Here is a 26,804-nt window from a genome sequence, read left to right as displayed (position 1 = left end):
ATGCCCGACGTCGACCCGATCACCGCGGAGATCATCCGCGCCGGCTTCGTCTCCATCACCGAGGAGATGAAGACGAACCTCATGCGGACCGCCTACAACCTCATCATCTACGAGGCCCAGGACTTCACCGTCGGGCTGTTCGACGCCGCCGGCGACCCCATCTCGATCGGGCTCGGCCTGCCGATGTTCATGGGCGGCCTCTCCGACGCCATCAAGGCCAAGCTGGCCTTCTACGGGCCGGACGGCATGAGGCCCGGCGACGTCCTGCTGACCAACGACGCCTACATCGTGGGCAGCCACCTCAACCACATGATCTTCACGCTGCCGATCTTCCACGACGGCGAACTGGTCGCCTTCGCCTCGTCGATGGCGCACTGGATCGACGTGGGCGGCGTGCTCGGCGGCACCACCACGGACATCTACGCCGAGGGCCTCCAGGTCCCGATCCTGAAGATCTTCAAGGAGGGCGTCCAGGACGACGAGCTCACCCGGCTGATCGCCACCAACGTCCGCTTCGCCGACCTCGCCATGGGCGACCTCCGGGCGCAGATCGCCGCCATCCGCACCGGCGAGACCCGGGTGCGGGCCATGCTCGCCCGCTACGGCGTCGCCGCGGTGAAGGCGAGCATCGCCGACCTGTTCCGCCGCAGCGAGGAACTGGCCCGCCGGGCGGTCGCCCGCATCCCCGACGGGGAGTACGCGGCCGAGGCGTACATGGACGACGACGGCGTCAACCCTGGACGCCGCGTCCCGGTACGCGTCCGGGTGCTCGTCCGGGGCGACACCTTCACCGTGGACCTCAGCGGGATGAGCCCCCAGGTCGCCGGCTATTTCAACTCCGGCGCCACCGCCGGCCGGTCCGCGGCGCAGGTCGCGTTCAAGTGCCTCACCTCGCCGCGGGAGTTCCCCATCAACGAGGGCTCGCTGCGCCCGCTCGAGGTGATCCTGCCGCCGGGCACCGTGGTCAGCGCCACCAAGCCGGCGGCCATGCGGTGGTGGATGACGTACCCGATGACGCTGGTCGACTGCGTCTTCCGGGCGATGGCCGAGGTGCTGCCCGACGCCTGCGTCGCGGGGCACCACGCCGAACTCGGCATGACCCACACGTACGGCGTCGACCAGCGGACCGGCCGGTTCTTCCAGTTCGTCGGCGGGCCGCAGGGCGGCGGGTGGGGCGCCACCTCGCGGGCCGACGGCCAGAACGCCACGATCTGCGTCAACGACGGTGACACCCACAACGCGCCGGTCGAGGTGCTCGAGGTCAAGTACCCGATGGTGACGGTCGACGAGTACGCCCTGCGCCAGGACTCCGGCGGCCCCGGACGGCACCGGGGCGGCCTGGGCACGCGGCTGCGGGTGCGCCTGCGTACGCCCGCGCACCTGGACACCTGGATCGAGCGCACCGTGTGCGCGCCGTGGGGGCTGGCCGGCGGCGGGGACGCCGCCCCGAACCGGGTGTGGGTCGAGCGGGCCGACGGCGAGACGGTCCGGTTCGACAACGGCAAGGTGACCGCCTTCGCGCTGGCCGCCGAGGACAGCCACGTCGTGGAACTGGGCGGCGGTGGCGGGTTCGGGTCCCCGTACCGGCGCCCGGTCGAGGAGGTCCTCGCGGACGTCCGGGCCGGTTACGTCTCGGTGGCCGCCGCCCGGTCCGCGTACGGCGTCGCCGTGGTCGACGACGGTGACGGGGGAGTCACGGTGGACCGGGTGGCGACCGAAGCCCTTCGTGCTGCCGAGGGCTCGGAGGGCCCGGCTTCCGGCGGTTGACCCGAATCGCACTACCTCGATGTATTCACGGACATGGGAGGTGCGTACAATCGATCACGCTGGGTTGCGTCGTCCGGGGAGGTGCCCGACTCGTGGGTTCGGTGAATGGCCCGGGTGGTGCGGCGACCGCCGAGGACCGGGCGGCGTCCGGTGCCGGGACGCGTTCGGTCTACGACGCCCTGCGGCGGCTCATCCTCGACGGCGAGCTCCAGCCCGGCGCGGAGATCTCCCAACCGGAGCTGAGCCGGCGGCTCGCCGTGAGCCGCACCCCGCTCCGGGAGGCGTTGCGTCTGCTGGAGCGGGAGCGCCTCGTCGTCGACACCGGCCCCTACCGGTCGACCAGGGTCAGCTCGCTGAGCCCGGCCGACCTCGACGAGCTCTACTCCCTGCGGGTCATGGGCGAGGGGCTGGCGATCTGGCTGACCGTGCCGATGCTCCGCGCGGCCGACATCGAGCGGCTGGAGCAGGACGCCGTCCTGACCGCGGCCGGGGACGCCGAGGCACACCGGCGGTTCCATGCCGGCCTGCGCATCGGCGCCGGGCCGCGGCTGGCCGAACACCTCGAACAGCTCGCCGACCACGCCGAGCGCTACCAGCGCTTCTTCGTTCAGTACGAGCCCGACCGCGAGTTCGTCGCCGCCAAGCTGGCCGAGCACCGGGAGATCGTGGCCGCCTGCGCTTCGGGCGACCGCCAGTTGGCCCGGGAACTGCTCGTGGACCACATCGCCGGCACCGCGATGGCCCTGATGACCGCCGAGCGGCACGCGCCCTTCACGCTGCCGTCCGCGGTGGCCATGGCGAAGGGTCGCTGACCGGCGCGGCGGCGTCAGGCACCCGGGGGCGTGTAGCCCGTCGGCATCTGGGCCGCCTCGTCCACCTCGGCCGGGCTCAGCAGCGGCGTGACCTGCACCCGCAGCCCCCGCGCCCCGCCGATCGAGATCGCCAGCGCGGCGGCGGCCCGGTGGTCGGGCAGCTCGCACAGCACGTAGGTGTCCTCCTCGGCGAAGGCGAAGTGAAATGACGTCAGCTGACCGCCGGCGTTCTCCACCAGGGCCCGGACGACCTCGGCGCGTTTGGTGCCGCCGTCCCGGATCAGCCCGTTGAGCCCCTCGGCGGTGTAGGTCGACTTCAGCAGGAACGTGGGCACGTCACCGATTCCCCTGCCGTTGCACCCGCTGCGCGCCCTCGACCCTGGCCCGCCCCTGGTCGCGTTCGCTGCCCGACGTCCCGGTCGCCGCGCGCAGGTGCCGGCGCTGCGGCGAGTGCTCGACCTCGGAGCCCTGCCGGCCCCGGGCACCGCTGCCCGAGTGCCGCCCCGCACGCGCCGACTCGCCGCCCGGATCGTGCTTGTTCTGCTTGTGGCTACCCATGGGCCGCGCGTACCCGCTGCGGCGGCGGCTAGTCATGCCCAGGGCCGGCTGGACCACGCCGGAAACCCGACGGACGCGGCAACCTGCGCAGCACCGGCGGCGGGAGCGGCTGACCTCAATGTCCGTGGGGTGGCGGGGCGGCCCGGCTGTCGGTGGCGGCTGCTTCAATCAGCGCCGGAGCGAGGGAGGGATGGCGTGACCGAGGTGCGGATCGCCCGCTGGAGCAGCGACGACCTGGAGCTGCTGCGGCAGCTCAACACCCACGAGGTACGGGAGCACACCGGCGGGCCGGAGACCGACGAGCAGGTGCTCGCCCGGCACGAGCGGTACCTGCGCGGCCCCGGCCCGCGCAGCGGGTACATGTACACGGTGGTGCTGCCCGAGGGGGAGAAGGTTGGCAGTGTCGGCTACTGGCCCCGCGAGTGGCGCGGCGAGCCGGTCTACGAGATGGGCTGGGCGATCCTGCCCGCGTACCAGGGGCGGGGCCTGGCCACCGCGGCGGTGCGCGCGGTGATCGCGGAGGCCGCGGCGCACGGCGATCGGCGCTTCGCCCACGCCTACCCGTCGGTGGACAACCCGGCGTCGAACGCGGTCTGCCGCAAGGCGGGCTTCACGCTGCTCGGCGAGACCGAGTTCGAGTACCCGCCCGGGCACCTGATGCGTTCCAACGACTGGCGGATCGAGCTGGCGAGGTAACGGTCACGGCGCGCCGGCCACCCTGCCGTCGCGCCGTGACCGGGCAGGCTCAGCCCGCCGCGTCGAGCCGGGCCCGCTGCTCGGCGCTGAGCGTCAGGTCGACCGCGGCGAGGCTCTCGTCGAGCTGCGCCACCGAGGAGAAGCCGACCAGCGGGATCGTCGGCACGTCCCCGCCCAGCAGCCAGGCCAGCACCACCTGGTTGACCGTCGCGCCGGTCTCCGCCGCCACCGCGCGCAGCGCCTCCAGCCGGGCCGGAGTGCTCGGCAGCTCGTACTCGGCGCCCAGCCGCTCCGGCCGTGCGTACGCGCCCTTGAGCAGCGGTGAGTACGCGACCAGGGTGAGCTGCGGCTCGGCCCGCAGGTAGCTGGCCAGATCCGGGCCGACGAAGCCGAGATCGCCGTCCGGGTCCAGCTCGCCCGGCAGGTCCAGCCGGCGGGGCAGGTAGCTGCGGTGGTACTGGAGCACCTCGTACCCGGGCAGCCCGGCCTCGGCGGCGATCGCCCGGGCCCGCTCGACCCGCCAGGCACGGTGGTTGCTCGCGCCCAGCAGGCCGACCGTGCCCTCGGCGACCAGCTCCGCGAAGCCCTCCACGGTCTCCCGCAGCGGGACCGTCCGGTCCTCGATGTGCGCGTACAGCAGGTCCAGCTTCTCCACACCGAGCCGTTCCCGGCTGCGCTCGGCCGCCTCGCGGATCACCTTCGCCGACAGCCCCTCCGGGTTGTCCACATAGCTCGTCCCGGGGGCGAGCGGGCGGGCACCCAGCTTGGTGGCGATGACGACCTCGCTGCCGACGCCGCGGCTGCGCCGCCACCGACCGAGCAACTCCTCGCTCTCCCCGCCCTGGCCCCCGTTCTGCCAGAACGCGTAGTTGTCCGAGGTGTCGATGAAGGTGCCGCCGGCCTCCACGTACCGGTCGAGGATGGCGTACGAGGTGGCCTCGTCGGTGGCGGTGCCGAAGAGCATCGCGCCGAGGCTGAGCACGCTGACCTCCCGGCGGGTGGCCGGGTCGGTGCCGATGGTGCGGTATCTCATGGGTCCTCCCGATGACGACTCACCGACCACCCTCGACCTTCGAGCGCACGCGAAGTCAAGCCTCACCAGGGCAGCACGCCGTAGCCGCCGCCCGCGTCCATCTGGTAGCCCCAGAGCAGCCCGCTCGGCCCGTCCTCCGGCAGCGTCGCCAGGTGCACGCTCACCTCGGCGCCCTCCTCGGCGGTACGGAAGCCGCTGTGGTGGTTGAGGTCGGTGGCGCAGTAGCCGGGGTTGGCCGCGTTCACCTTGATCGGGGTGTCCCCCAGTTCCTTGGCGTACATCGCGGTGACCATGTTGAGCGCCGCCTTCGAGGACGGGTACGGGATCGAGGTCAACTCGAACAGGGCGCCCTGCGGGTCCGTCATCACCGCGATCGAGCCGACCTCGCTGGACACGTTCACGATCCGCGCGGCCGGCGCCTTGCGCAGCAGCGGCAGCAGCGCGTTCGTCACCGCCACCACCCCGAACACGTTCGTCTCGTACACCTGCCGCAGGGTGGCCAGCGTGGTGTCGCTGGGCAGCCCCGCGCCGTCGGCCCGGACGATGCCGGCGTTGTTGACCAGCACGTCCAGGCGCCCGTACTCCCGCTCGACCAGCTCGGCCACGGCGGCGGCCGACGCCTCGTCGGTGACGTCCAGCGGCACGAACCGCGCGTCCACCCCCTCGGCGCGCAGCGCGCGCTCCGCCTCCCGGCCCCGCCCGGCGTCCCGCGCGCCGAGCAGCACGGTCATCCCGCGCGCGCCGAGCTGCCGGGCCGTGGCCAGGCCGATTCCCTTGTTGGCCCCGGTGACCAGGGCGACCATCGTCGTCATGCCGTCGAGGCTGCCGCCGCCGCGGGCGCTGCGGGAGAGACCCGTCGAGGCTGGTACCGGCGGTACCACCCGCGACGGTCGGGGTTGCGGCAGGCTGGAGGCATGACCACGCTGCGCCGCGCCGAGCTGGCCGACTTCCTGCGCGCCCGGCGCGCCCGGTTGCGCCCCGCCGAGGTCGGCCTTCCCGAGGGGGTACGCCGCCGCACGCCCGGCCTGCGCCGCCAGGAGGTCGCCCAGCTCGCCGGCATCTCCATCGACTACTACATCCGCATCGAGCAGGGCCGGGGGCCGCATCCGTCCCGACAGGTGCTCGCCGCCCTGGCCCGGGCGCTGCTGCTCAGCCGGGACGAACGGGCGTACCTGTTCCGGATCGCCGGGGAGAGCCCGCCGGAGGCCACCGGGCCGAGCCGGGAGGTGCCGGTGGGGCTGCGGCACCTGCTGGACGCGATGACCGAGACGCCGGCGTACCTGGTCGACGCCGCGTACCACGTGCTGGCCTGGAACCGGCTGGCCGGCTGGTTCGTCGGTGACCTGTCCGCGCTGCCGACCGACGACCGCAGCATGGTCCGCTGGATGTTCGGCGCGGCGGTGGACGAGTCGTACTGGAACGACCCGGAGGCGCTGGCCTTCGCCCGCACCACCGTGGCCGACCTGCGCGCCGCGTACGGGCGCTACCCGGCCGACCCGGCGCTCGCCGCGCTGGTCACCGAGCTGCTCGGGATGTCGCCGCGGTTCGCCGCGCTCTGGGCCGAGCACGAGGTGGGGGAGCGCCGGCCGACGGTCAAGCGGGTCGTCCACCCGGAGTTGGGTCCGCTGGAGTTCGAGTGCCGGGTGCTGAACGTGCCGGAGACCGACCAGCGGCTGATCGTCTACGTCCCCGAGCCGGGCTCACCGACCCAGGCCGCGTTCCGCCGCGTCGCCGACCGCCCGGTCCCGGCGCCGAACGGGCAGCCCGCCTAGGCGGCCTGTTCGAGGGCGGTGGTCGCGAGCGGCGCGATCTTCGTGAGCAGTTCGGTGGCCGCCGCCAGCTCGCCGTCCTTGCCCGCCACGTCCACCTCGAGCACGAAGTTCCCGCGGGCCAGCAGCAGCGTGCACTGGTGGCGGGTGCTCTGCCCGATCAGCTTCTCGCAGAAGGTGATCACGTCCGGTCCGTTGGCCACCGGAGGCGGCGACGGCCGCACGATCACCGACGTGCGCCCGTCGCCCGGCACCGTGTACTTCGTGCAGGTCTTCAGGACGCCCCGCAGTTCGTCGGCGAGCTTGCGGCCGGAGACCTTGAGGTAGCCGACCACGTACTGCCGGATCCAGATCGTCTCGCCGTCCCAGACCCGCTCCCGGTAGGCGGTGCGCCGGCGGTCCGAGGGCAGGGCGTCCCGGCACAGCGAGATCAGCTTCCACGCCTCGCTGTTCTCCTCGGTGTACTCGGCCGTCTCCGGGTGGAACTCGGCGTCCAGGTCGAGCATCGCGGTCTTCACCCGGCTGCGTACCTGGGCGGCCGTCGTCGGCGCGGGCTTCAGCGGGGGCGGCGGCGTCACCGTGGGTGTCGGCGGTGCGTTCCAGCGGGCGGCCTGCGGAGCGGTGCCGGTGCCGCAGGCGGCGACGGTGGTGGTGATCAGCAACGACAGCAGGGCCAGCGGGCGGCGCATCATCCGGCGAGGCGGTCCTTCCGTACGCGAAGAGGGGACCCACCGGGCCCCCTCTTGCAGGCGTCGTACGGCCGGGCCTCGTTACACCCGGCTCAGCTCGGCACGTTCCTACCCGATCGGGTCACTTCCTCACGGCGTCGACCGGGTGGTCTTCGCCAACCGCGCCCGCCTGGAAGAGGACCGGCCACGGCCGGGCGGCCGAGGCGATCGTCGGCGGACCCGGCGGCGGCTCGGTGACGCCCAGCACCTCCGCCGCCAGCTGCCCGAACATCGGAGCGGCCGGGTGCGCGGCCCGGTCCGGCCAGGCCGCACAGGTGCGCTTCACCAGCGGCGCCCCGACGATCGGCCGCCAGGCGATCCGCGGCTCCCGGCGGGCCACCGCCTCCGGCTCGACGGCCACCGCCCCGCCGGCCAGCAGCAGCCCGAACAGGAACTCCGGGTTGCGGGCGGGCCGGACCCGGGCCGGCGCGAAGCCGTGCTCCCGGCAGACCGCCAGCAGGTGGTCGTGCCAACCCGGCGCGGTCGCCGGGGGCGCGGTGATCAGGTCCAGCCCGGCCAGGTCGGCCAGCTCGATCTGCCGGGCCCGGGCCAGCGGCGCGGCCCGGGGCAGCAGCACCCCCACCGGTACGTCCACCGCGGGCCCGAAGCGCAGCCCGTCCTCCTCCGCCACCGGCTGGTGCAGCAGGCCGACGTCCAGCCGCCCCTCGGCGAGCATGCGTACCTGCTCCGCGCTGGTCAGCTCATGCAGGTCCAGGTCGAGCCCGGGCGCCCGGGCGGCGAGCCCGTCGAGCAGCGCGCGCAGGATCACCGCCGGGGTCTCCGGCGGTACGCCGGCGCGCAGCACGCCCAGCGCGCCGCGGCGTACCTGGTCGACCATGTTGCGCAGCCGGCGCTCCCCGGCCAGCAGGTCGTCGGCCTCGCCGAGCAGGAGCTGGCCGGCGGTGGTGAGCCGGACCTGCCGCTGCGCACGGTCGAAGAGGGCCACGCCCAGCTCGCGCTCCAGCCGCTGGATCGACTGGCTCAGCGGCGGCTGTGCCATCCCCAGCACCTCGGCAGCCCGCCCGAAGTGCAGCTCCCGGGCGACCACCACGAAGTGCCGCAGATGCCGCAGCAGATCCACCCCGGCACCCTAACCCGCGCCCTTGGTTAGCGTGTCGGGGTGGACGTGGGGGAGCGGGTCGACGAGATCTTCGGACGGGTGGGGCTCAGCGGCTGCCTGCACGCGGTGGACGTGGACGAGCCGGGGCGGGAGGTCGCCGTCCGGGCGGACGAGCAGATCGTCATCGCGTCGGTCTTCAAGATCCTGCTGGTGCTGGAGTTCGCGCGGCAGGTCGTCGCCGGGCAGCTCGACCCGGCCGAGCGGGTGCTGGTACGCGCCGACGACCGGCTCGGCGGCTGGGGCGTGGCCGGCTGCGCCGACGACGTCGAGGTCTCCCTGCGCGACCTGGCGTACTTCACCATGTCGGTCAGCGACAACACGGCTGCGGACCTGCTGCTGCGCCGGGTCGGCCCGGACGTGCCGTCGATGCTCGCCGCCGAGTTGGACCTGCCGCGTACCCGGATCCTCGGCGGCCCCCGACACCTCGTCGAGCTGATGCTCGCCGACGTGGGCGCGCGCAGCGAGGCGGACTTCGCCCGGATCTTCCCGACCCTGACGGCCGAGCGGGTCCGGGCCATGCGGGTCTTCGACCCCGCGCACACCACGTCCAGCACCGCCCGCGAGATCACCCGGCTGCTGCGGCTGATCTGGCGGGACGAGGCCGGCCCGCCGGCCGCCTGCGCGATGGTGCGCGAGCTGATGGGCCGACAGCTGTTCTGGACCCGGCTGGCCGCCGGGTTCCCGCCCGGCGTCCGGGTGGCCGGCAAGACCGGCAACCTGCCCGGCCTGCACCTGGAGGCCGGGGTCGCCGAGTACCCCGACGGCGGCCGGTACGCCGTCCTGGTGTTCGGCCGCACCGAGCGGCTGAGCGTGCGGCGGATCGACGTGGACCTGGCCCTGGGCGAGGCGGCGCGCACCGCAGTCGAGGCGCTGCGCTGAACTTCGTCACTGGAACAGCGGCCCGGGTACCGCCCTGACCTGCGGTGATATCCGGCCGCATATCGACCGTGCCGCCGGTCGATCTTGGACAGGGCGGGTCGGGCGGTGGTGGGGTGGGCGGCGTACCGATCACCCATCCCAACGGGGGAGGACGAAGCATGTCCGACAACCGTCCGTACGACCGCCGGCGCTTCCTGCGCGACGCCGCGGTCGGCACCGCCGCCGTCTCGGCCGCCGGCCTCGGCGCCGGCGCCCTGGCCGCCCCGGCCCAGGCCGCCCCGGCGGCCACCGCGCCGGTCGCCGCCGCCGGGGCCCGACGCTCCGGCGCGGTCAGTTTCCGCTGGTGGGGTACGTCCGGCTGGCGGATCGACATCGGCGACCGGACCGTCCTGGTCGATCCCTACCTGAGCCGCTACGACACCGGGCTGTTCACGGGGAAGTTCAACGCCGACACCCCGTTGACCGTCGACACCGAGGTCATCGACCCGCTCGTGGACCGGGCCGAGAACATCCTGGTCACGCACACCCACTGGGACCACTTCAACGACGTGCCCCACATCGCCGGCCGCACCGGCGCGCGGGTCATCGGCACGCTCACCGCGTACCACCTCGGGCTGGCGTACGGGCTGCCGTCCGGCAAGCTCGCCCCGGTCAAGGGCGGCGAGGTGCTCGACTTCGGTGACTACACGGTCGAGGTGGTCAGCTCCCTGCACAGCCGCAACGCCGCGTGGTCGATGGCCTTCCCCGGCGTACGGGTCAGCCAGCCGCCCAGGCCGGAGAAGATCTCCGACCTGCCGGAGGGGGACACCCTGGCGTACCAGATCCGGGTGGCCGGCGGCCCGTCGGTGTTCTTCATGGGGGCGAGCGACCTCAACGAGCGGAACCTGGCCGGGCTGACCCCGGACGTGGCGATGGTGGCGTCCGCCGCGACCACCTCGACCGCCGACTACGTGCCCCGGCTGATGGCCGCGCTGGACTACCCGAAGGTGGTCGTGCCGGTGCACTGGGACAACTTCGAGACCCCGCTGACGAACCCGCCGACCGTGGCGGAGAGCGACCGCAAGCGCCTCGACGACCTGATCGCCACGGTGCGCAAGGTGTCGCCGCGCAGCCGGGTGCTGCTGCCCGAGTACCACACCGCCTACCACTTCTGACCGGCGCCGGCGGGGCCCGGGCTCGGGGCCGGGCCCCGCCGGTCAGCGCGCGGTCAGGTCGCGCAGGGCCAGCACCGACTTCCAGTTCCGCGTGGTCGCCACCACGCCCAGCTTCTTCTCCAGGTACGCGTTGGTGAACTTCGTCCGCCCGTACCCGCCGGCCGGGAAGTGCAGGTGGACCTCCCGGCCGATGACCTCGTACTCGAGGGTCTCGCCCGCCGGCACGGCCAGTTCCTTGACCCTGGCCGCGGCAGGCTTGGCCGACAGGAACGCCACCAGCACCCGCGTCGGGTCGTCCTGCTTCCCGGCGTACGGGCTGGCGTCGGCGACCGCCGCCAACTCACCGCCGTCGCGGACCAGCACCGGCACGCGCAGCCCAAGCTCGTCGGCGAGCCTTCGCTCGATGCCCTCGGCCAGGATCTCGTCCTTCGTCGGTGGGCTGGTGAAGACCACGTTGCCGCTCTGCAGGTAGGTCTTCACGTCCTCGTGGCCGAGGTCGGCGACGAGGCGCCGCAGGTCGGCCATCGCCAGCCGGGTGGCGCCGACGTTGACGCCCCGCAGCAGGGCGGCGTAGCGGGCCATGCCGATCCTCCTCGCCTCGACGACGCTCACCGCCAGCCTAGGACCGCCGCCGGTCCCGCGCTGACCTGCGCGGCGGCGGGTCGGAGCGGGCGCGCCGGAGGGGCGGCGGCACGACTGGCCGGAGCCTTTGGAGCTGATATCGCCAACGACTCGGCGGTCCGGCGGGCGGGAGCCCGGGCCCCGGCGTCGGGGGCTGGGGCCCAGGTCAGACGGTTGGCTCGTGGGAGGGTCCTGTCGCTGCGGCTAGGCCCGAGCGGGGCCATGAGTCGTTGACGACATCAGCTCCAAAGGGAGCCGAGACCCAGCCACCGACCCGCACGACAGCGCGTTCGTTCGCGGGAGGTCGCCGGCCAGCGGACCGGGTCAGCGCCGGCGGATGGCGGTGGAGTCGAGCCGGAAGCCGATGGTGCGGTCGACTATCCGGTCGATCAGCTCCGCCTTCCGCAGCCCGGCCACCCCGCGCAGCCCCGCACGGGCGGCCAGGGCCCGCAGCTCCCGGGCGGTCCAGGACGCAAGGTACGCCGTACCCTCGTCGCGCCGCGCCATGGCGACGAGCGCGGCGTGCGCCTGCTCGACGTCCACCGTGGAGGGAGGTGTTGCTGCGCCGGGTCGTCCGGCCGGGACGGTGCCGGTGGCGGGCACGACGGCCAGCCGGGCGCTTCCCTCGGCCAGCGCGGCCACCTCGGCGGCGGAGAGGCCGGCCAGGAACTCGGCCACCACGGCCAGTACCGCCCGCGTCGGGCCGGTCATGCGTCCGCTCCGACCGCGTCGTCGGAGACGGGGGTGCGGGGCTTCGGCGCCGGGTCCGGCTGCAGGGCGGCCAGGAACTCGGTGGTGATCTGCCGCAGCTCCTCACGGACCGGTGGGGCGGTGATCCGGTCCCGCAGCACCACCGGCACCCCGCGCGGGGTGTTCGTGGCGAACAGGGTCACGCTCTCCCGCAGCGCGGTCGGGAGGACCGGGACGCCCAGCGCCCGTACCTGGTCCATGTAGCCCTGTTGGGTGGCGATCGGTCGCTGCGCCATCAGCTGGATCATCGTGAACACCACGCCCGCGATGCCCGGGGCCACCTTGTGGTGCCGGCGGATCTTCGCGAACCGGCGGGAGTCCGCGTTGTACCGGTCGACCAGCTCCCGCACGTTGGCGTGCAGGTAGTCGATGCCGAGGGTGGACAGGTAGTCCGCCCGCGCCGGGATGAGCAGGTGGTCGCTGGCGATGATCGCCGACTGGGTGACCACGTTGAAGTTCGGTGGGCAGTCGATGAGCACCAGGTCGTACGGGTCCAGCGCCGGGTCGTGCAGCCCCTCGTCCAGCGACCCGCGCACCCGGAACAGCTCGGCGTCGTACTCGTCGCCGTCGGCCACGCCCCGGGCCAGGGCCAGGTCGATGTCGACGAGCTGGAGGTGCGACGCGATCAGATCCAGCCGCCCCGCGCCCTTGAGCAGCGCGTTCGCCGGGCCGGGGGTGACCACCAGCTCGCCGAGGGCCACCTTCGGGGTGTCCCCGCGCAGGCCGTCGTACCAGCGCTTCACCGTGCGCTCGTCCCGCAGCCGGTCCCGCCAGTCGTCCGGCTCGTAGAAGCTGAACGTCAGGCTGGCCTGCGGATCGAGGTCGATCAGCAGCACCTTCATGCCCCGGTTGGCCAACTCGGCCCCCAGGTTGGCGGTCATCGTGGTCTTCCCGACCCCGCCCTTGTAATTGATCACGGATACGACGTACACCGGCACCTCCCCGACCGGGAACGGTAGCGGCAACCGGACCGGGCGGACCGCCCGGGATCGCCGGGTGGCGCCCGGCAGTCGTCCGTACGTCGGCAGGTGACGCCCGTTCGGGCCGCACTTGTGGACTCTCGCCGCTTCGCAATCCACCGCCGCAGATGGTTGCCTAAAGCTAACAATCCCCTGGTCAACAGGAGGCATCCGCGTGCGATTGAGACGACCCAGCCGGATCGCGGCCGCGGTGGCGGGCGCGACGGCGCTCGCCTTCACGGTCTCGGCCCCGGCCCAGGCCAACGATCACGAGAACCTTCCCGGCGAGCCGACCATCACGCTGCCGATCAACGACAGCGCGGCGGGCGGTACCTACAACCAGGACTTCACCCGGGTCTACGCCAACACCACACCGGACGGCACCCCGGTCTACATCTACGTGCCGAAGGGAACGCCGCTCGACGGCACCGCGCCGGCCGGCGTGGCCAGCCTCGACCCGCAGTTCGACCACAACCCGGGCGACGGGTTCACCCCCTGCGCCACCGCCACGGCGGCGCAGTTCACCCTCACCCAGGCGCAGATCAACTACGTCGGTGACAAGCTCGCCAACCAGATCGTCGCCGTGGACGAGGAACACTACGGCCCGATGGACGCGGCGGACCCGGACGAGCCGGCCAGCGACTCGCTGGTGATGCTGCTCTACAACATCCAGGACGACGCCTACTACGACTGCGCGCAGACGTCGTACACGGCCGGCTACTTCGCGCCGGACTTCATCGACAGCAACGGCATGAACGTCATCGTGGTCGACGCCCTGGACTGGGCCAACCGGGTCGGGCCGAACGACTCGCCGTGGCGCGACGGCAACCCGGCCAACGACCGCCCGGAGCTGTACGAGGGCACCGTCGCCCACGAGCTGCAGCACCTGCTGCACAACTACAGCGACCCGGGCGAGCTGTCCTGGGTGGACGAGGGCCTCGCCGACTTCGCCATCTTCCTCAACGGGCTGGACGCCGGTGGTTCGCACCTGAGCAACGAGCAGGTCTTCTACGAGGAGACCTCGCTGACCCGGTGGGGTGGCACCCTGGCCAACTACGGCGCCTCGTTCACCTACTTCCAGTACCTGTGGGAGCAGGCCGGCGGCAACGGCGACGGCACCTACACCCCGGACAAGCAGTACGACGGCAAGGCCGGTGACCTGCTCATCAAGATGATCTTCGAGGAGCAGGCGGACGGCATGGCCGGCGTGCAGAACGCCATCGACGACTTCAACGCGGCGACCGGCGCGCACCTGCGCAGCGCGGCCGACCTGTTCCGCGACTGGTCGGTGGCGGTCTACCTGGACGACGAGAACTCCCCGACGTACGACATCAAGGCGTTCAACTTCGGTGACCCGGCCGACACGTCCTGGACCATCGACATCGCCGACGACGTGTTCTGGGGCGGCCGGGGCAGCTACACGGGTGCCACGCCGGAGGCCAAGTGGGCGCGGCTGAAGAACCGCCCCGACACCACCGCCGTGCCGTTCGGCATGTCGGTCGAGCGGTTCCGCAACCCCGGGCCGACCGTGGCGCTGGCCTTCGACGGCGACGACGAAACGGTGATCGCGCCGCACACCGGCACCACCCACTGGTACGCCGGGTACGAGAGCCAGAACGACAACGTTCTCGACGTGGCCACCTCCGGGACGGTCACCTCGCTGGACTTCTGGAGCTGGTACTTCATCGAGGAGGGCTGGGACTACGGCTTCGTCGAGGCGCTCGTCGGCGGCAACTGGGTGACCGTGCCGGTGCGCAACGACGCCGGCCAGGTCGTCACCACCAGCGACGACCCGCACGGCAACAACGAGGAGGGCAACGGCCTCACCGGCACCTCCGGCGGCCGGTACTTCGTCGACGACCCGGCGTACGTGCACCTCACCGCCGACCTGCCGGCCGGCACGACGGACGTGCGGTTCCGGTACTCGACCGACGCCGCCTACCTGGACACCGGCTGGTTCGTCGACGACGTCCAGGTCAACGGCGCCGCGGCGGGCCTCACCTCGGCGGCGGGCAACTGGTTCACCACCACCGGCGTGCAGGACAACAACTGGACGGTCCAGGTGGTCAGCCACTGCGACCTCACCCCGGGCGTCACCTCGCCGGGCGAGAGCACCGACGGCGCGGGCAACTGGGTCTACCGGTCCACCGGCGACCAGTTCACCGCCAGCGGGCTGCAGACCAGGTGCGCCAACGGCAACCAGGACGACTTCGCCGTCCTGATCTCCAACCTGCCGACCGGTGACCTGACCTTCCTGGACGCGGACTACACGTTCCGGGTGACCAACACCGGCAACAGCAAGTAACCGGAGACCCTTCGGGCCCGCGCCGCACGCCGGCGCGGGCCCGTCGCCGTCCCGGCGGCAAGTGCCGGGGTCAGGGCTGCTTGTAGACGGGCAGGCCGAGGGTGGTGCGTACCCGGTTGGCCTGGGTGCCGCCGTCGTGCGCGGCGGCGGCGCGGATCTCCCGCATCAGCGCCTGGGCGCCGGTCGCCTCGGCGGCCAGCTGCCAGTGCCGCAACGCCACGTCGTTCTCCTTGAGCAGCGCCGCGATCGGCGCCCGCACCTGCGCCGGCCAGGCGGTGGTGCGCAGCTGTTCGGCGTGGGCGGCGTTGGTGGTGGCGACGGTACGCGCCAGATCCCGCACGGTCCGCCACGGCTTGCCGGCCCGCAACGCCTCCTGCAGCTCCTCCAGCGCGGTGTTGTACGGCGCCACGATCGACAGGTAGCGCCCCTTCGCCTCCTTCATGGTCAGCGCGGCGGACGCCGTCGGCGACGCCTCCTGCCAGGCCGGGAACTCGGTCGACGGGGCGCTTCCGCCGCAGCCGGTGAGCAGCAGGACCAGGGCCAGGGCGGCGGGCCAGCGACGCACGGGGACTTCCCATCTGGGCGGGGGCGGGCCACCCAGTGTAGGAGTGACCCGGCGGCGCTGCCGGCCGCCGGTTGTTCGGCGACCGGGCGCACCACGTCGTTACGGCGCGGGAACACGGCCTTGCCCGGCGGGGTCGACACGGGCCGGCCCGGAGTGACCGCCCGGCGGGATTGAACTCCTGGCGGCGTGGGGCCGTACCAGTGGGCGAGGATGTGGTGCGGCGGGTCGGCCGTACCGCTGCCGAGCTGCGGGAGGCCTGCCGTGCGAGTTGGTGAGCAGTCGACGGATCCCATTGATCAGATCCTGGGTGAGGTGCCGGTGCCGGCGCCGCTGACCCCGGAGGATGTCCGGCTCGCGGTCCGGGCGGTGGTGGTGCACGCCGCCGAGGAGTGGCCCGCGGGACCGAAGTGCCGCAACGACGGTGCCTCGTACCCCTGCCGCCTGCACCGGTGGGGGCGGCGGGTGCTCGAGGCCCACGGCCTCAACGAGCGTCAGATCGACGCGCTGGTGCGGCACGGCAACCCGTTCGTGCACGTGCCCTTCCCGTTCGTGCTGACCGGGCCGTCGGGCGCGCGTCCGCCGGCTCCGGCCACCCAGTCCCCGCGCGGCCCGGCCGGCCGGGTGGCCGCACCCGGCGTGCGGCCCGTCATCCGGCCCGGCGGTGCCGGTCGGCCGGTGGCGCCCCCCGCCACCCGGCCGCGCTGGCCCCGGGCGAGCTGACGACCGCTCCGGGTCCCGGTGTGGAGCCAGACACGCCGGGCCGGAGTGGCCGGGTCGGGGGCATGCCCGACCAGCCGCCGCCTGGGGCGACGGGACGGCGGCCCGCCGCGGGGACCCCCCACCCCCGCGTCGGGCCGCCGTCTGCGGCGGTCGGCCTCGTTCAGCTGACTCCGCAGGTGGGCGCGGACCAGCTCGTCGTGTTGCTGGTCTTGTCGCTGTTGTTCTCCCGGCGCGAGTCGACGTGGACGTGGTTGTTGTGGTCCGGGTAGCCGGGGCCGTAGAGGCCGCTGAAGCCGTGGTACCGCGCCGAGCGGGCCACCTGGCAGAGCGACGAGGTGCCCGAGTGGATGTCGGCCGCGTTGCCGTAGAGGTGCTGGCTGTCCGACGCGCCGCCGACCTGCCGGTTGCAGGCGATGCTGCGGAACCCGCTGGTGACGTAGAGCGGCTTGTCGCCGAGGCTGCGCCGCAGCGCCTCCAGCTTCCACATGGTCCGCACCGCCTTCTCCCGGGTGGCGGTCGCGGAGAGCGGCCCGCCGCTCCAGCCGCCCACGCCACAGCCGTTGTCCAGTTCGCTGTAGCTGAAGTGCTTCGGCGTGCAGTCGTTGTCCTGCAGGTCGTAGATCTTGGCGAAGGTCTGCGGTCCGGCGATGCCGTCGACCCGTAGCCCGTAGGCGGCCTGGAACCTGCGGACCGCGGCCGCCGTCTCGGGGCCGTAGATGCCGTCGACCCGGACGATGTCGCGGTAGGCGGCCCAGCCCGCCACCCGGATCTGCAACTGCCGGACGTCGTCGCCGGAGCGTCCCTGCGACAGGGTCCTGTTCCAGGTGTAGCAACCGTCGGCGTAGGCCGCCGGCGCGGCGACCACGGTGGCGATCGCGGCCCCGGGCAGTGCCAGTGCGAACGCTACGGCGGCCCGCTTGAGGGTGTTGACGCGCACGGAAATCCTCCGGTTTAGAGATCGAGTGAGGTATCAGCAGGGCATCGACCGGGACGTCCTGTCCCATCCACCTTGGCAGTCATGAGGAAGATTCGGAGGTAATAACCGGAGTTGTTCCCATAATTGCTTGATCCTGGGCATTCGCTGTAGATTGCGACGAATTGCGAAACGCCCAGTCCGGGTCACCAGGCGTTTCGCCGGCAGAACAGGGCAGTCGTGACGGAAACGCCCTGCCGGCAGCACCGAGGGTGATGCCGGCTGGCCCGGGTGGCCCGGTAACGTCTCCGCCGGGGCCGCGTACGGCTGCGCGGGGCGGGGAGGTGGGCGTTGGCGCGCGGGGGCATCTTCTGCATCGAGGGTCAGTGGCACCGGGACCTCAACGAGCGCGGGTCCGTCCTGCCCACCCTCGAACTGCTCGAACGGCTGGGCAAGATCCGCTTCATCCACAAGGACGCCGCCACCCGCGACGAGCTCTTCTACTTCCTCGACCGCTGGCTGCTCAAGCAGTACGCGGACTACCGGGTGGGCTTCTTCGCCATGCACGGCGAGCCGAGCCGGCTCTGCCTCACCGACTGGGATTCGGTCGAGCTGGCGGACGTCGCCGAACGGATGGCCGGCCGCTGCGAGGGGCGCCGCCTCTACTTCGGCAGCTGCTCCGTGCTGCGCGCCTCCGACGGCGCGCTGCGGGACTTCCTCGAGGTGACCGGCGCGGCGCTGATCTGCGGCTTCACCCGCGAGGTCGACTGGGTCGAGTCGGCGGCGTTCGAGACCGTGCTGCTGGACGTGCTCGCCAACGGCCAGCGGCACAACGCCGCCGAGCTGCGGATGGGCTCCGCGCACTGGGCGCCGCTGGCGTCGTACCTGGGCTTCCGGGTGATCTACGCGAACGGCCGGGCCTGGCGGCCGACGGCGCCGCCCCGGGTGCCGACCCAGGCCACCCCGCGCCGCGTCGCCAACCGCCCCCGCTGACCGGCCGGGCGGCCTGGTAGAACCGAGACATGGCACGCACCATCGCGACCAACACCCGGGTCGACCGGGACGCCCTGATCGAGTTCCTCCGTCCCCGGCACAAGGTCCTGCTGATGACGACCCGTTCCGACGGCCGGCCGCAGTCCTCGCCGGTCTCCTGCGGGGTCGACGCCGAGGGCCGGCTGGTGATCTCCACCTATCCCGAGCGGGCCAAGGTGGCCAACATCCGGCGCGACCCCCGGGTCTCCGCCTGCGTGCTCTCCGACGACTGGAACGGTCCCTGGGTGCAGGTCGACGGCACCGCCGAGGTGCTCGACCTGCCCGAGGCGCTCGAACCGCTGGTGGAGTACTTCCGCAGCATCTCCGGCGAGCACCCGGACTGGGACGAGTACCGCGAGGCCATGGTGAAGCAGGGCAAGTCCCTGATCCGGATCACCGTCGACAGCTGGGGCCCGATCGCCACCGGCGGCTTCCCCGCCCGGCTCGCGGACTAGGCGGTTCGAGCGCACCCGGCCGCAGGGGTGGGTCAGCGTCCGCGCGTCATCAGGCGGATGAGCTGGACGGTGCGCCCGCGGCGGCCCCACGCGACCACGGCGATCGGGATCAGGTACGCCGCCGGCGTGATCACCGTGGCCGGCTCGAACACCAGCAGCTGGGTGACGACCGCGCCGATCAGCAGCCCGGTGAGACCGAGCGCGGCCAGGCCACAGAGAGCCGGAACCAGCAGCCCGATCGCGCCGGCGAGCTCGACCGCCCCGATGAAGTAGATGAACCAGGAGCCGAGCCCGATGCGGTCGAACGCCTCGACGGCCGCCGGGTAGCCGATGAACTTGGTGTACGCCGCCATCAGGAACGCGGCGGCCATGGCCACCTGCAGCGCCCAGAGCACGACGGTGGCCCGGCGACCGGTGAGGTTCGTCGGGGTGGCGGTGGTGATCGTCATTGCCGTGTCCTTCCGGTTGTTCCGCGATGTGCTGTCACCCGGAGGTCGGAGCCGGCGCCCGGCCATCGACATGTCCCGGGAAATTTCCCGTCACGACGTCGGCGGCGGCGACGAGGAGACTGCGCTGCGGCGGGAGGCCCGGTAAAAAATCCTGACGAGGGATGTCGAGGAGCATCCCGCCGCTCCGACGAACCAGCGAAGGGCGTCCAGCGGGGGCGCCCGGCAAGGAAGAAGGTCGGCCGTGAAGTACATGATCATCATCTATGGCAACCAGGAGCTGTGGGAGTCGTTCTCGCCCGAGGAGTTCCAGCGGGCCATCGCCGAACAGGACGCGTTCAACCAGAAGTTCACCGAGACCGGAGAGCTGCTGGGCGCGTACGGGAACGCCGACGCGGTGCGGGCCAAGACGGTGCGGGTGCGCGACGGGGTGCCGGCCGTGACCGACGGCCCGTACCTGGAGACCAAGGAGTACCTGGCCAGCTGGTACCTGATCGACGTCGAGAACGAGCAGCGGGCGTTGGACATCGCCGCCGAGCTGCCCTTCGCGTCGGTCAACGCGGTCGAGGTCTGGCCGATCCTGCACGAATCCCCGGCAAACGCGCTTTGAGCACCGAACCGCTCGAGGACCTGCTGCGCCGGCTGGCGCCGCAGGTCCTGGGCGCGCTCATGCGCCGGTTCGGGTCGTTCGACGCGGCCGAGGACGCCGTCCAGGAGGCGTTGCTCGCGGCGGCGACGCAGTGGCCGGAGCAGGGCCTGCCGACCAACCCGTACGGGTGGCTGCTCACGGTCGCCACCCGGCGGCTCACCGACTGGATACGCAGCGACGCCGCGCGCCGACGGCGGGAGCAGGACGACCTGCTGGCCACCCCGCCGGCGCTGCTCGTGGCGGCCGCCGCCGACCAGGTGGCGCCGAGCGAGCACGACGACACCCTCACGCTGCTGTACCTCTGCTGCCATCCGTCGCTCACCCCGCCGTCGCAGATCGCGCTGACGCTGCGGGCGCTCGGCGGCCTGAGCACCGCGGAGATCGCGCATGCCTTCTTCGTCCCCGAGGCGACCATGGCCCAGCGGATCAGCCGGGCCAAGCAGACCATCCGGAAGGCGGGGGCGCGATTCGATCCCCCGCCCGCGGCCGAGCGGGCCGAACGGCTGGCGGCGGTGCTGCACGTGCTGTACCTCATGTTCAACGAGGGCTACACCGCCACCTCCGGCCCCCACCTGCAGCACCCCGATCTGACCGGGGAGGCACTACGACTGGCTCGCCTGCTGCGTCGGCTGCTACCCGACGACGGTGAGGTGGCCGGGCTGCTGGCACTGATGCTCCTGACCGAGGCGCGCCGCGCCGCGCGTACGGCGGCGGACGGCTCCCTGGTCCCCCTGCCCGACCAGGATCGCCGCCAGTGGGATCAGGAACTGATCGCGGAAGGGACCGCGCTCGTCACCGAGACCTTGTCCCGCTCCCGGCAGCTCGGGCCGTACCAGCTCCAGGCGGCGATCGCCGCCGTTCATGACGAGACCCGGCGGGTCGAGGAGACCGACTGGCCGCAGATCCTGGCCCTCTACGAGCTGCTCGAGCAGGTCGCACCCAACCCGATGGTCACCCTCAGCAAGAGCGTCGCGGTCGCCATGGTGCACGGCCCGGACGCCGGCCTCGACCTCGTCACGGAGTTGGCCACCGACGACCGGATGGCGCACCACCACCGGCTGCACGCCGTACGGGCCCACCTGCTGGAGATGGCCGACCGCAGGCCGGCCGCCCGGGACAGCTACCGCACCGCGGTGCGCTACGCGACCAGCCTGCCGGAGAAGCGCTACCTCGAGGCCCGGGCCGCCCGGCTCGCCGACAGGTAGCGGCCACCAGGGGCGGTCAGTACGCCGCGGTGAACCGGGCGTTCGGGAACCGCGGGTTCTCGATCTCGTCGACGATGGCCACCGCCAGGTCCTCGTAGGTGAGCACCGACCGGCCCTGCGCGTCGGTCACCGGGTGGTCGGTGCCGGTGCGGTAGTGGCCGGTGCGCTCGCCCGGGTGGAACTCAAGCGGCGGCGGCGAGACGTACGTCCAGGTCACCCCGTCGGCCGAGGAACGGTAGACCGCCAACGCCTCGGCCTGGCCCTCGGCCGAGTCCCGGTACTCCTCGGGAAAGTCGGGCTCGTCCAGGTACGGCGTGCCCTTCGGGGTCAGCAGCGTCGCCCCGCCGCCCACGTGGATCACCCGGGGCGGGTCGGGCAGCTCCCGCAGCGTGTCCACCAGCGTCCGCGCGGCGTCCCGCCATAGCTCCCGCTCGCCCCCGCCGATCGCCACCACCAGCACGTCGGCGTCCTCCGCCAGCTCGCGTACGCTGCGCGCCGAGGTGGCGTCGCCGGTGACCGTACGCACGCTGGGTGACAGGTAGCTGGTCGCCTCCGGGCGGCGTACCGCCGCGGTCACCCGGTGCCCCCGGTTCACCGCCTCGTCGGTGATCCGCGAGCCCGCGGTGCCACCGGCGCCGAACACGACGATGTTGGCCATGCCCCCAGGCTAGGGATTCGGGCGCGCGGCCGGTGCCGTTACGCGGATCACGCCAGACCCGGCGGAAACGGGTCGGTGCCGGTTGCCGGCACCGACTAGCGTTCCGTTTGCAAGATCGTCGATCCGACGGTCCGAACCGCATCGGGGGAACACATGACCTCTCGAACCCGCCGCCTGCTCGCCTGGACCGCCCCGGCAGCGCTCGCGCTGACCGCGCTCGCCCCGGCCCTCCCGGCCCAGGCCGCCAAGCCCCAGCCCACGCCCACCGTCACCGCCGGCCCGGTCGACAAGGACCTCAACGGCGACGGGGTCCCGGATCTGGTCGCCGTCGGCGGCCCCGGCACCGGGCTCCCCTCGGGCGTCTGGTCGGCGCTCGGCGTGACGTCCCGCAAGACCGGCGCCGGCACCGGCCAGGTGCAGACGGCCACCAACATCGGCCTGCGCGGCAACGGCTTCGGCGGCACCGGGTCCGCGGCCGAGTTCGACGGCGCCCAGGTGACCACCGGCCGCTTCGCCGGCGAGGCTCAGCAGGACTTCCTCGCCTACTATCCCGGCGGTCAGTACGCCGGCAACGGCAGCCTCATCAAGGGTGCCGGCGACGGCACGATGCTCGACCCCGGCAGCGGCAACCAGTTCAACGTCGGCTCGGACTATCTGATCGACGCCAACGGCAACATCCCGCTGCAACTGGCGAACGCCTTTCAGGTCGACGGCGTCGACAACGGCATCCCGGACCTGATCGGCATCTCCGGTGACGCCATCAACGGCTACCGCCTCGGCTACCACGCCAGCTGGGGTGCGCCGGGCGCCTACTTCGGCACCACCCTGCTGAGCAACCCCACCCCGACCGGTGGCACCGACTGGCAGAACTGGAGCATCGCCAGCACCGAGACGGCCTCCGGCGTCGCGTTCTTCCTGCGCAACGCCGGCACCGGCGACCTCTACCTGTGGACCGGGGTCACCATGGTCGACAACGGCGACGGCACCGGCTCGCTGAACGTCACCCAGTACCAGGTGGCGGCGAACTGGAACACCGGCGTCGCGATCGGCACCCTGGAGGCCGCCGACATCAATCTTGACGGCACCCCGGACCTGTGGGCCGTGCTGACGGACGGCACCTACCGGGCGTACCTGATCTCCGGCCTGTCCACCAGCGGCCCGGCGACGGTGACCGCGACCCGCGCGCAGCGGCTGGTCTGATCCGGCGGGGCGCGCCGCCACCGGGCGGCGCGCCCGTCGCCCGGCTCAGTCGACCAGCGCGGAGTAGACCAGCTGGCGAAGCTGTGAGCGCAGCGGGTACGTGCTGGACGGCATGAGCTGGGTGAAGAGCAGGGCGGTGACCCGCTCCACCGGGTCCACCCAGAACGCGGTGCTGGCCAGGCCGCCCCAGTAGTACTCGCCCACGCTGCTCGGCACGCGGGACGGCACCGGGTCCAGCACCACGGCGAAGCCGAGTCCGAAGCCGATGCCGTCGAGGATCGTCTCGGCGAACCCCTCCGGCTCGAACGAGGCCAGGTCCCGGTTTTCCGGCAGGTGGTTGCGGGTCATGAAGCGCACCGTCCGGGGCCCCAGCAGGCGCACCCCGTCCAGCTCGCCGCCGCGCAGCAGGAACTGGGTGAACCGGTGGTAGTCGGCCGCCGTGGAGACCAGCCCACCGCCGCCGGAGAACCAGCTCGGCTCGGCCAGCGCGGCCCGGCCGATGCCGTCGGCGCGGATCGCCTCCCCGGTGGCCGGGTGCGGGGTGTAGAGGGCGGCCAGCCGCTTGGCGTCCGGCTCGTCGACCCACCACCGGGTGTCGGTCATGCCGAGCGGGCGCAGGATCCGCTCGGCGAAGAAGGCGTCCAGGCTCTGCCCGGAGATCACCTCGACCAGCCGGCCCAGCACGTCGGTGGAGACGCCGTAGTTCCAGCTCGTGCCCGGCTGGAAGAGCAGCGGCAGCCGGGCCAGGCCGGCGGAGGCGGCGGCCAGGTCCGCGCCCGGCGGCACCCCCAGGTCGAAGCCCGCCTTGCGGTACAGGCCGTCGACCACCGTGCTCTGCGCGAAGCCGTACGTCAGGCCGGCGGTGTGGGTGAGCAGGTGCCAGACCCGGATCGGCTCGACCGCCGGCACCGTGTACGGCTTGAGCACCGAGCCCTTGTCGTAGACCCGGATGTCGGCGAACTCCGGCAGCCAGCGGCTGATCGGGTCGTTCAGCTCGAACCGGCCCTCCTCCCAGAGCATCATCGCGGCGACCGAGGTGATCGGCTTGGTCATCGAGTAGATGCGCCACAGGGTGTCCGCCTCGACCGGCGTGCCGGCCTCCCGGTCCCGCAGCCCGTACGTCGAGGAGTGGGCGACCTCGCCGCGGCGGGTCACCACGATCTGCCAGCCGGCGAGCCGGCCGTCGTCGACGTACCTGCGGAAGTGCTGGTCGATCCGGGCCAGGCGGGTGGGGTCGAAACCGATGTCTGCGGGGTCGGTGCTCACTGCGAGGCTCACGGCGCCGACGCTACCGCCCGGTAGGCGTACCGGGAAGTGTCGGCCGCCCCCACTAATCTCGGCCGCATGCCGGAGACCGTCGAGGACGCCACCTACCGCCACCAGGACTGGTACGCCGAGGAGTTGGTCGACCGGCACTACGTCCGGTGCGAGTTCTTCCATGTCGACCTCACCGAGGCGTTCAGCCAGGGGGCCAGTTTCACCGAGTGCGTCTTCGGCAACGTCGCCTTCAACGCCTCCCGGCACGTCGACTCGGCCTTCACCCGCTGCGTCTTCAAGCGGTGCAACCTCTTCGAGGCCGAGTTCACCGGGTGCAAGCTGGTCGGCAGCAGCTTCGACCAGTGCGACCTGCGCCCGATGCGGATCGACGGTGGTGACTGGTCCTTCGTGGCCCTGCCCGGCGCCGACCTGCGCGGGGTACGGATCACCGACGTCCGCATGCGCGAGGTCGACCTGACCGGCGCGAACCTGACCGGCGCCACCGTCTCCGGCGTCGACCTCTCCGGCGCCCAGCTGCACGCCGCCAAGCTGGCCCGGGCCGACCTGCGAGGCAGCGACCTGACCGCGCTGGACCCGACCGCCGTCGAGCGGGCCGGCGCGATCGTCGACGCCGAGCAGGCGGTCGTGCTGGCCCGGGCGCTGGGCTTCGAGATCCGCTGACCTCGGGGCGGAAAGACGCCGTACCCTGTCAGGTTTTCCTGCCAGGCTGAGCGGCATGGCATGGTGGTCCGACCTGGTGGCGTCCGAACCCGACTTCGCCGCGCGCGTACGCGCCCGCTTCGCGGTGCGCAAGCACGGCACGATGGCGACCCTGCGGCGGGACGGCTCGCCCCGGATCAGTGGTACGGAGTTCGACTTCGGCGACGACGGCCAGCTCCGGCTGGGCAGCATGGCGGGTGCGCGCAAGGCCCTCGACCTGCGCCGGGACCCCCGGGTGGCGCTGCACTGCCCGACCGAGGACGCCCCCGAGGAGGATCCGGCGTCCTGGGGCGGGGACGCCAAGATCGCCGGACGGGCGCACGAGGAGCCGCCGGGGGAGGACGGTTCGCACCGGTTCCGGATCGAGTTGACCGAGGTGGTGCTGACCCGGGTCGGCGACCCGCCGGACCACCTGGTGATCGAGAGCTGGCACCCGGGCCGGGGGCTGGAACGGCACGAGCGGCGGTGAGCCCGCTGCGGCTGTCGGGAAAATGCCTCGTGCCGATGGCTTCTCGGAGATCGTGACCTGTGTCATTCTCCCTGCGGCGGCCCACGGGGGCGACCGCCGGTGCCGGTGGCCGAGGGAGGGGTCGGTGGCTGAGGAGGAACTCACACAGACCGGTATCCGGGTCGGAGGGTGGCTTCCCGCCGTACCGACCGAGCCGGACCGGGAGCCGCAGCCGACCGCCGTGCCGCGCCGGCTGCGCACCGGCCCGGACGACGCGCCCTCGCCCGCATCGGCCGGCCCGGTCGACGACCACGCCGGTCCGACCGACGAGCCGGCGGCGGGGGGCGGAGCCGACCCCGACGGAGTCGCGGCGCAGCCCGTTCCGTCGCCCACCACCGGGCCCGCTCCGGCCCGGCACTCGGCGCGGGAAGGCGTGACGGGACGACTCGCCGAGCTGGTCGGGCGCGCGGCCGCCACGGCACGGGTGGCCGTCGGCGCCGCCCCCGACGGCCCGGTCACCCGGGTCGGCGTGGCCCGGGCCCGGCGACGTCGCCGTCGGATGGTGCTGGCCACGGTGGTGCTGATCGCGCTGGTGCTGGCCCTGGCGTACGCCGGTCGGGGCCCGGAGTCCGAGGACGGGCCGACGGTGCCGGCGACGCTGCCGACCGAGACCGGCCCCGCGCCCGCCCCGGCGGCATCCCCCACGATCGTCCCGGTCACCGGGAACCCGGCCTTCCCGGGCGGGCCGCTGCTGAGCCTGGACCAGCAACCGGTCCCGGCGCTGGTGGACCTGACCGCGCTCGGTGCCAGGGACTGGATCCACTGGGGTGGCATGGGCGGCAGCAGTGTGCAGCGCAAGCAGACCGGCACCGGGGAGATCGCCGACCCGGGCGGGCCACGGCTGGAGCACGCCGCCAGCGTCTCCGCCTTCGCCTGGACCGACGGGACGCCGCTGGCCCGGCAGGAGGCGACCCGGTACGGGGTCTTCCAGCGCGGCGCCGGGAAGAGCTTCTCGGTCGGCGTGGCCGGCAGCGGGGACCTGCGGACCGTACGGCTCTTCGCCGGCACCTTCTCCGCCGGCGCCCGGCTCGACGTGCGGCTCTCCACCGGTGGCGACCCCGCTGTCCGGGAGGTGGCGCTCGCCGCCGGCGACCGGTTCTTCGAGTACGTCATCCACTTCCGCGCGCCGCGAGGGGCCAGGCTGCTGATCACCTGGCGGGCGTTGACCGTCGTCGGCGGCGCGAACGAGGGCGTCACCATGGAGGCCCTCACAGTCAGTTGAGACGCCGGAGCTACCGTCTGGTAACAAACTGGAAACTCCCACCCGCCGACATATGGCGCATCGCCCCCGCGGGATGACAACGTGAAGCGGGCCACGCCCCGCC

At 72.8% G+C, this 26,804-nt stretch carries 30 protein-coding genes; 16 read left to right on the top strand and 14 right to left on the bottom strand.

Going from position 1 to position 26,804, the window contains the following annotated elements:
* Nucleotides 1–1,767 (top strand): hydantoinase B/oxoprolinase family protein, encoded by a 1,767-nt coding sequence (locus ACGFI9_RS22550; RefSeq protein WP_393180594.1) that lies wholly within the window; start codon nt 1–3, stop codon nt 1,765–1,767.
* A 92-nt stretch (nt 1,768–1,859) separates the two neighbouring features.
* On the top strand, nt 1,860–2,579 hold the full coding sequence (locus ACGFI9_RS22545) for a GntR family transcriptional regulator (protein WP_393180592.1): 720 nt from the start codon (nt 1,860–1,862) through the stop codon (nt 2,577–2,579).
* A gap of 14 nt (nt 2,580–2,593) precedes the next feature.
* Here the strand turns inward: ACGFI9_RS22545 and ACGFI9_RS22540 are convergent, their stop codons facing one another.
* A complete protein-coding gene (locus tag ACGFI9_RS22540) occupies nt 2,594–2,914 on the bottom strand; it encodes a GYD domain-containing protein (RefSeq protein ID WP_393180590.1) in 321 nt (106 codons plus the stop codon).
* Between the two features lies 1 nt (nt 2,915).
* Nucleotides 2,916–3,137 (bottom strand): hypothetical protein, encoded by a 222-nt coding sequence (locus ACGFI9_RS22535; protein WP_265006559.1) that lies wholly within the window; start codon nt 3,135–3,137, stop codon nt 2,916–2,918.
* A gap of 195 nt (nt 3,138–3,332) precedes the next feature.
* Between ACGFI9_RS22535 and ACGFI9_RS22530 the strand changes: the two genes are divergently transcribed.
* Nucleotides 3,333–3,833: a GNAT family N-acetyltransferase gene (locus tag ACGFI9_RS22530; RefSeq protein WP_393180588.1), complete on the top strand. Its 501-nt coding sequence runs from the start codon at nt 3,333–3,335 to the stop codon at nt 3,831–3,833.
* 49 nt (nt 3,834–3,882) lie between these two features.
* Here the strand turns inward: ACGFI9_RS22530 and ACGFI9_RS22525 are convergent, their stop codons facing one another.
* Both ACGFI9_RS22525 and ACGFI9_RS22520 read right to left on the bottom strand, forming a co-directional pair.
* Nucleotides 3,883–4,866, bottom strand: coding sequence for an aldo/keto reductase (locus ACGFI9_RS22525; protein ID WP_393180586.1), 984 nt, complete (start codon nt 4,864–4,866; stop codon nt 3,883–3,885).
* Nucleotides 4,867–4,928: 62 nt separating this feature from the next.
* A complete protein-coding gene (locus ACGFI9_RS22520; RefSeq protein WP_393180584.1) occupies nt 4,929–5,678 on the bottom strand; it encodes an SDR family oxidoreductase in 750 nt (249 codons plus the stop codon).
* A 102-nt stretch (nt 5,679–5,780) separates the two neighbouring features.
* Between ACGFI9_RS22520 and ACGFI9_RS22515 the strand changes: the two genes are divergently transcribed.
* Nucleotides 5,781–6,638: a helix-turn-helix transcriptional regulator gene (locus ACGFI9_RS22515; protein ID WP_393180582.1), complete on the top strand. Its 858-nt coding sequence runs from the start codon at nt 5,781–5,783 to the stop codon at nt 6,636–6,638.
* Here the strand turns inward: ACGFI9_RS22515 and ACGFI9_RS22510 are convergent.
* Together ACGFI9_RS22510 and ACGFI9_RS22505 are read right to left on the bottom strand one after the other, a co-directional pair.
* Nucleotides 6,635–7,327, bottom strand: coding sequence for a hypothetical protein (locus tag ACGFI9_RS22510; protein WP_393180580.1), 693 nt, complete (start codon nt 7,325–7,327; stop codon nt 6,635–6,637). The genes ACGFI9_RS22515 and ACGFI9_RS22510 overlap by 4 nt on opposite strands.
* 118 nt (nt 7,328–7,445) lie before the next feature.
* On the bottom strand, nt 7,446–8,444 hold the full coding sequence (locus ACGFI9_RS22505; RefSeq protein WP_393180578.1) for a LysR family transcriptional regulator: 999 nt from the start codon (nt 8,442–8,444) through the stop codon (nt 7,446–7,448).
* Between the two features lie 39 nt (nt 8,445–8,483).
* Here ACGFI9_RS22505 and ACGFI9_RS22500 point away from each other — a divergent pair, with 39 nt between their 5' ends.
* Nucleotides 8,484–9,362: a serine hydrolase gene (locus ACGFI9_RS22500; RefSeq protein WP_393180576.1), complete on the top strand. Its 879-nt coding sequence runs from the start codon at nt 8,484–8,486 to the stop codon at nt 9,360–9,362.
* Nucleotides 9,363–9,520: 158 nt separating this feature from the next.
* Nucleotides 9,521–10,516 carry an MBL fold metallo-hydrolase gene (locus ACGFI9_RS22495; RefSeq protein WP_393180574.1) on the top strand — a complete coding sequence of 332 codons (996 nt, stop codon included), beginning with the start codon at nt 9,521–9,523 and terminating at the stop codon, nt 10,514–10,516.
* Nucleotides 10,517–10,558: 42 nt separating this feature from the next.
* On the opposite strand, the gene ACGFI9_RS22490 is transcribed toward ACGFI9_RS22495, so the two are convergent.
* From ACGFI9_RS22490 to ACGFI9_RS22480, 3 genes are all read right to left on the bottom strand, one after another.
* Entirely contained in the window at nt 10,559–11,098 is a 540-nt protein-coding gene (locus tag ACGFI9_RS22490) for a DUF1697 domain-containing protein (protein ID WP_393180573.1), read from the bottom strand.
* Nucleotides 11,099–11,461: 363 nt separating this feature from the next.
* Nucleotides 11,462–11,848: a Rho termination factor N-terminal domain-containing protein gene (locus ACGFI9_RS22485; protein WP_393180571.1), complete on the bottom strand. Its 387-nt coding sequence runs from the start codon at nt 11,846–11,848 to the stop codon at nt 11,462–11,464.
* Nucleotides 11,845–12,819, bottom strand: coding sequence for a ParA family protein (locus ACGFI9_RS22480; protein WP_393180569.1), 975 nt, complete (start codon nt 12,817–12,819; stop codon nt 11,845–11,847). The genes ACGFI9_RS22485 and ACGFI9_RS22480 overlap by 4 nt, the downstream gene beginning before the upstream one ends.
* 202 nt (nt 12,820–13,021) lie before the next feature.
* On the opposite strand from ACGFI9_RS22480, the gene ACGFI9_RS22475 reads away from it, so the two are divergent.
* Nucleotides 13,022–15,151 carry a hypothetical protein gene (locus ACGFI9_RS22475; protein WP_393180567.1) on the top strand — a complete coding sequence of 710 codons (2,130 nt, stop codon included), beginning with the start codon at nt 13,022–13,024 and terminating at the stop codon, nt 15,149–15,151.
* A gap of 70 nt (nt 15,152–15,221) precedes the next feature.
* On the opposite strand, the gene ACGFI9_RS22470 is transcribed toward ACGFI9_RS22475, so the two are convergent.
* The gene (locus tag ACGFI9_RS22470; RefSeq protein WP_393180565.1) at nt 15,222–15,716 is read right to left on the bottom strand and encodes a hypothetical protein; all 495 of its coding nucleotides are present in this window, start codon (nt 15,714–15,716) and stop codon (nt 15,222–15,224) included.
* 261 nt (nt 15,717–15,977) lie between these two features.
* On the opposite strand from ACGFI9_RS22470, the gene ACGFI9_RS22465 reads away from it, so the two are divergent.
* Complete coding sequence (locus ACGFI9_RS22465) at nt 15,978–16,436, top strand: hypothetical protein (protein ID WP_393180564.1); 459 nt, start codon at nt 15,978–15,980, stop codon at nt 16,434–16,436.
* A 160-nt stretch (nt 16,437–16,596) separates the two neighbouring features.
* Here ACGFI9_RS22465 and ACGFI9_RS22460 read toward each other — a convergent pair whose 3' ends face one another.
* A complete protein-coding gene (locus ACGFI9_RS22460) occupies nt 16,597–17,373 on the bottom strand; it encodes a D-Ala-D-Ala carboxypeptidase family metallohydrolase (RefSeq protein WP_393180563.1) in 777 nt (258 codons plus the stop codon).
* A 327-nt stretch (nt 17,374–17,700) separates the two neighbouring features.
* Here ACGFI9_RS22460 and ACGFI9_RS22455 point away from each other — a divergent pair, with 327 nt between their 5' ends.
* The gene (locus ACGFI9_RS22455) at nt 17,701–18,342 is read left to right on the top strand and encodes a DUF6642 family protein (RefSeq protein WP_393180561.1); all 642 of its coding nucleotides are present in this window, start codon (nt 17,701–17,703) and stop codon (nt 18,340–18,342) included.
* 29 nt (nt 18,343–18,371) lie between these two features.
* Nucleotides 18,372–18,836: a PPOX class F420-dependent oxidoreductase gene (locus tag ACGFI9_RS22450; RefSeq protein ID WP_393180560.1), complete on the top strand. Its 465-nt coding sequence runs from the start codon at nt 18,372–18,374 to the stop codon at nt 18,834–18,836.
* 32 nt (nt 18,837–18,868) lie between these two features.
* Here the strand turns inward: ACGFI9_RS22450 and ACGFI9_RS22445 are convergent, their stop codons facing one another.
* Nucleotides 18,869–19,285 (bottom strand): DoxX family protein, encoded by a 417-nt coding sequence (locus ACGFI9_RS22445; protein WP_393180558.1) that lies wholly within the window; start codon nt 19,283–19,285, stop codon nt 18,869–18,871.
* A gap of 250 nt (nt 19,286–19,535) precedes the next feature.
* Between ACGFI9_RS22445 and ACGFI9_RS22440 the strand changes: the two genes are divergently transcribed.
* Both ACGFI9_RS22440 and ACGFI9_RS22435 read left to right on the top strand, forming a co-directional pair.
* The gene (locus ACGFI9_RS22440) at nt 19,536–19,892 is read left to right on the top strand and encodes a YciI family protein (RefSeq protein WP_393180773.1); all 357 of its coding nucleotides are present in this window, start codon (nt 19,536–19,538) and stop codon (nt 19,890–19,892) included.
* Nucleotides 19,889–21,136, top strand: a complete 1,248-nt coding sequence (locus tag ACGFI9_RS22435) for an RNA polymerase sigma factor (RefSeq protein WP_393180556.1) — start codon at nt 19,889–19,891, stop codon at nt 21,134–21,136. The genes ACGFI9_RS22440 and ACGFI9_RS22435 overlap by 4 nt, the downstream gene beginning before the upstream one ends.
* A 16-nt stretch (nt 21,137–21,152) precedes the next feature.
* On the opposite strand, the gene ACGFI9_RS22430 is transcribed toward ACGFI9_RS22435, so the two are convergent.
* Complete coding sequence (locus tag ACGFI9_RS22430) at nt 21,153–21,794, bottom strand: NAD(P)-dependent oxidoreductase (protein WP_393180554.1); 642 nt, start codon at nt 21,792–21,794, stop codon at nt 21,153–21,155.
* 153 nt (nt 21,795–21,947) lie between these two features.
* Between ACGFI9_RS22430 and ACGFI9_RS22425 the strand changes: the two genes are divergently transcribed.
* A complete protein-coding gene (locus tag ACGFI9_RS22425; RefSeq protein ID WP_393180552.1) occupies nt 21,948–22,994 on the top strand; it encodes a hypothetical protein in 1,047 nt (348 codons plus the stop codon).
* A gap of 45 nt (nt 22,995–23,039) precedes the next feature.
* Here ACGFI9_RS22425 and ACGFI9_RS22420 read toward each other — a convergent pair whose 3' ends face one another.
* Nucleotides 23,040–24,272 (bottom strand): serine hydrolase domain-containing protein, encoded by a 1,233-nt coding sequence (locus tag ACGFI9_RS22420; RefSeq protein WP_393180550.1) that lies wholly within the window; start codon nt 24,270–24,272, stop codon nt 23,040–23,042.
* Between the two features lie 66 nt (nt 24,273–24,338).
* Between ACGFI9_RS22420 and ACGFI9_RS22415 the strand changes: the two genes are divergently transcribed.
* The 3 genes from ACGFI9_RS22415 to ACGFI9_RS22405 all read left to right on the top strand — a co-directional run bounded on the left by ACGFI9_RS22415 (nt 24,339) and on the right by ACGFI9_RS22405 (nt 26,701).
* Nucleotides 24,339–24,932, top strand: a complete 594-nt coding sequence (locus ACGFI9_RS22415) for a pentapeptide repeat-containing protein (RefSeq protein ID WP_393180549.1) — start codon at nt 24,339–24,341, stop codon at nt 24,930–24,932.
* Nucleotides 24,933–24,987: 55 nt separating this feature from the next.
* Nucleotides 24,988–25,440 (top strand): pyridoxamine 5'-phosphate oxidase family protein, encoded by a 453-nt coding sequence (locus tag ACGFI9_RS22410; RefSeq protein WP_393180547.1) that lies wholly within the window; start codon nt 24,988–24,990, stop codon nt 25,438–25,440.
* Between the two features lie 124 nt (nt 25,441–25,564).
* Nucleotides 25,565–26,701 carry a hypothetical protein gene (locus tag ACGFI9_RS22405; RefSeq protein ID WP_393180545.1) on the top strand — a complete coding sequence of 379 codons (1,137 nt, stop codon included), beginning with the start codon at nt 25,565–25,567 and terminating at the stop codon, nt 26,699–26,701.
* The last annotated feature ends 103 nt before the right edge of the window (nt 26,702–26,804 follow it).

The sequence above is a fragment of the Micromonospora sp. NPDC048930 genome (assembly GCF_043197935.1).
Taxonomy (GTDB): Bacteria; Actinomycetota; Actinomycetes; order Mycobacteriales; family Micromonosporaceae; genus Micromonospora.
The sequence above is the reverse complement of the archived record's forward strand: the minus strand, read 5'-3'. Positions and strand labels throughout refer to the sequence as shown.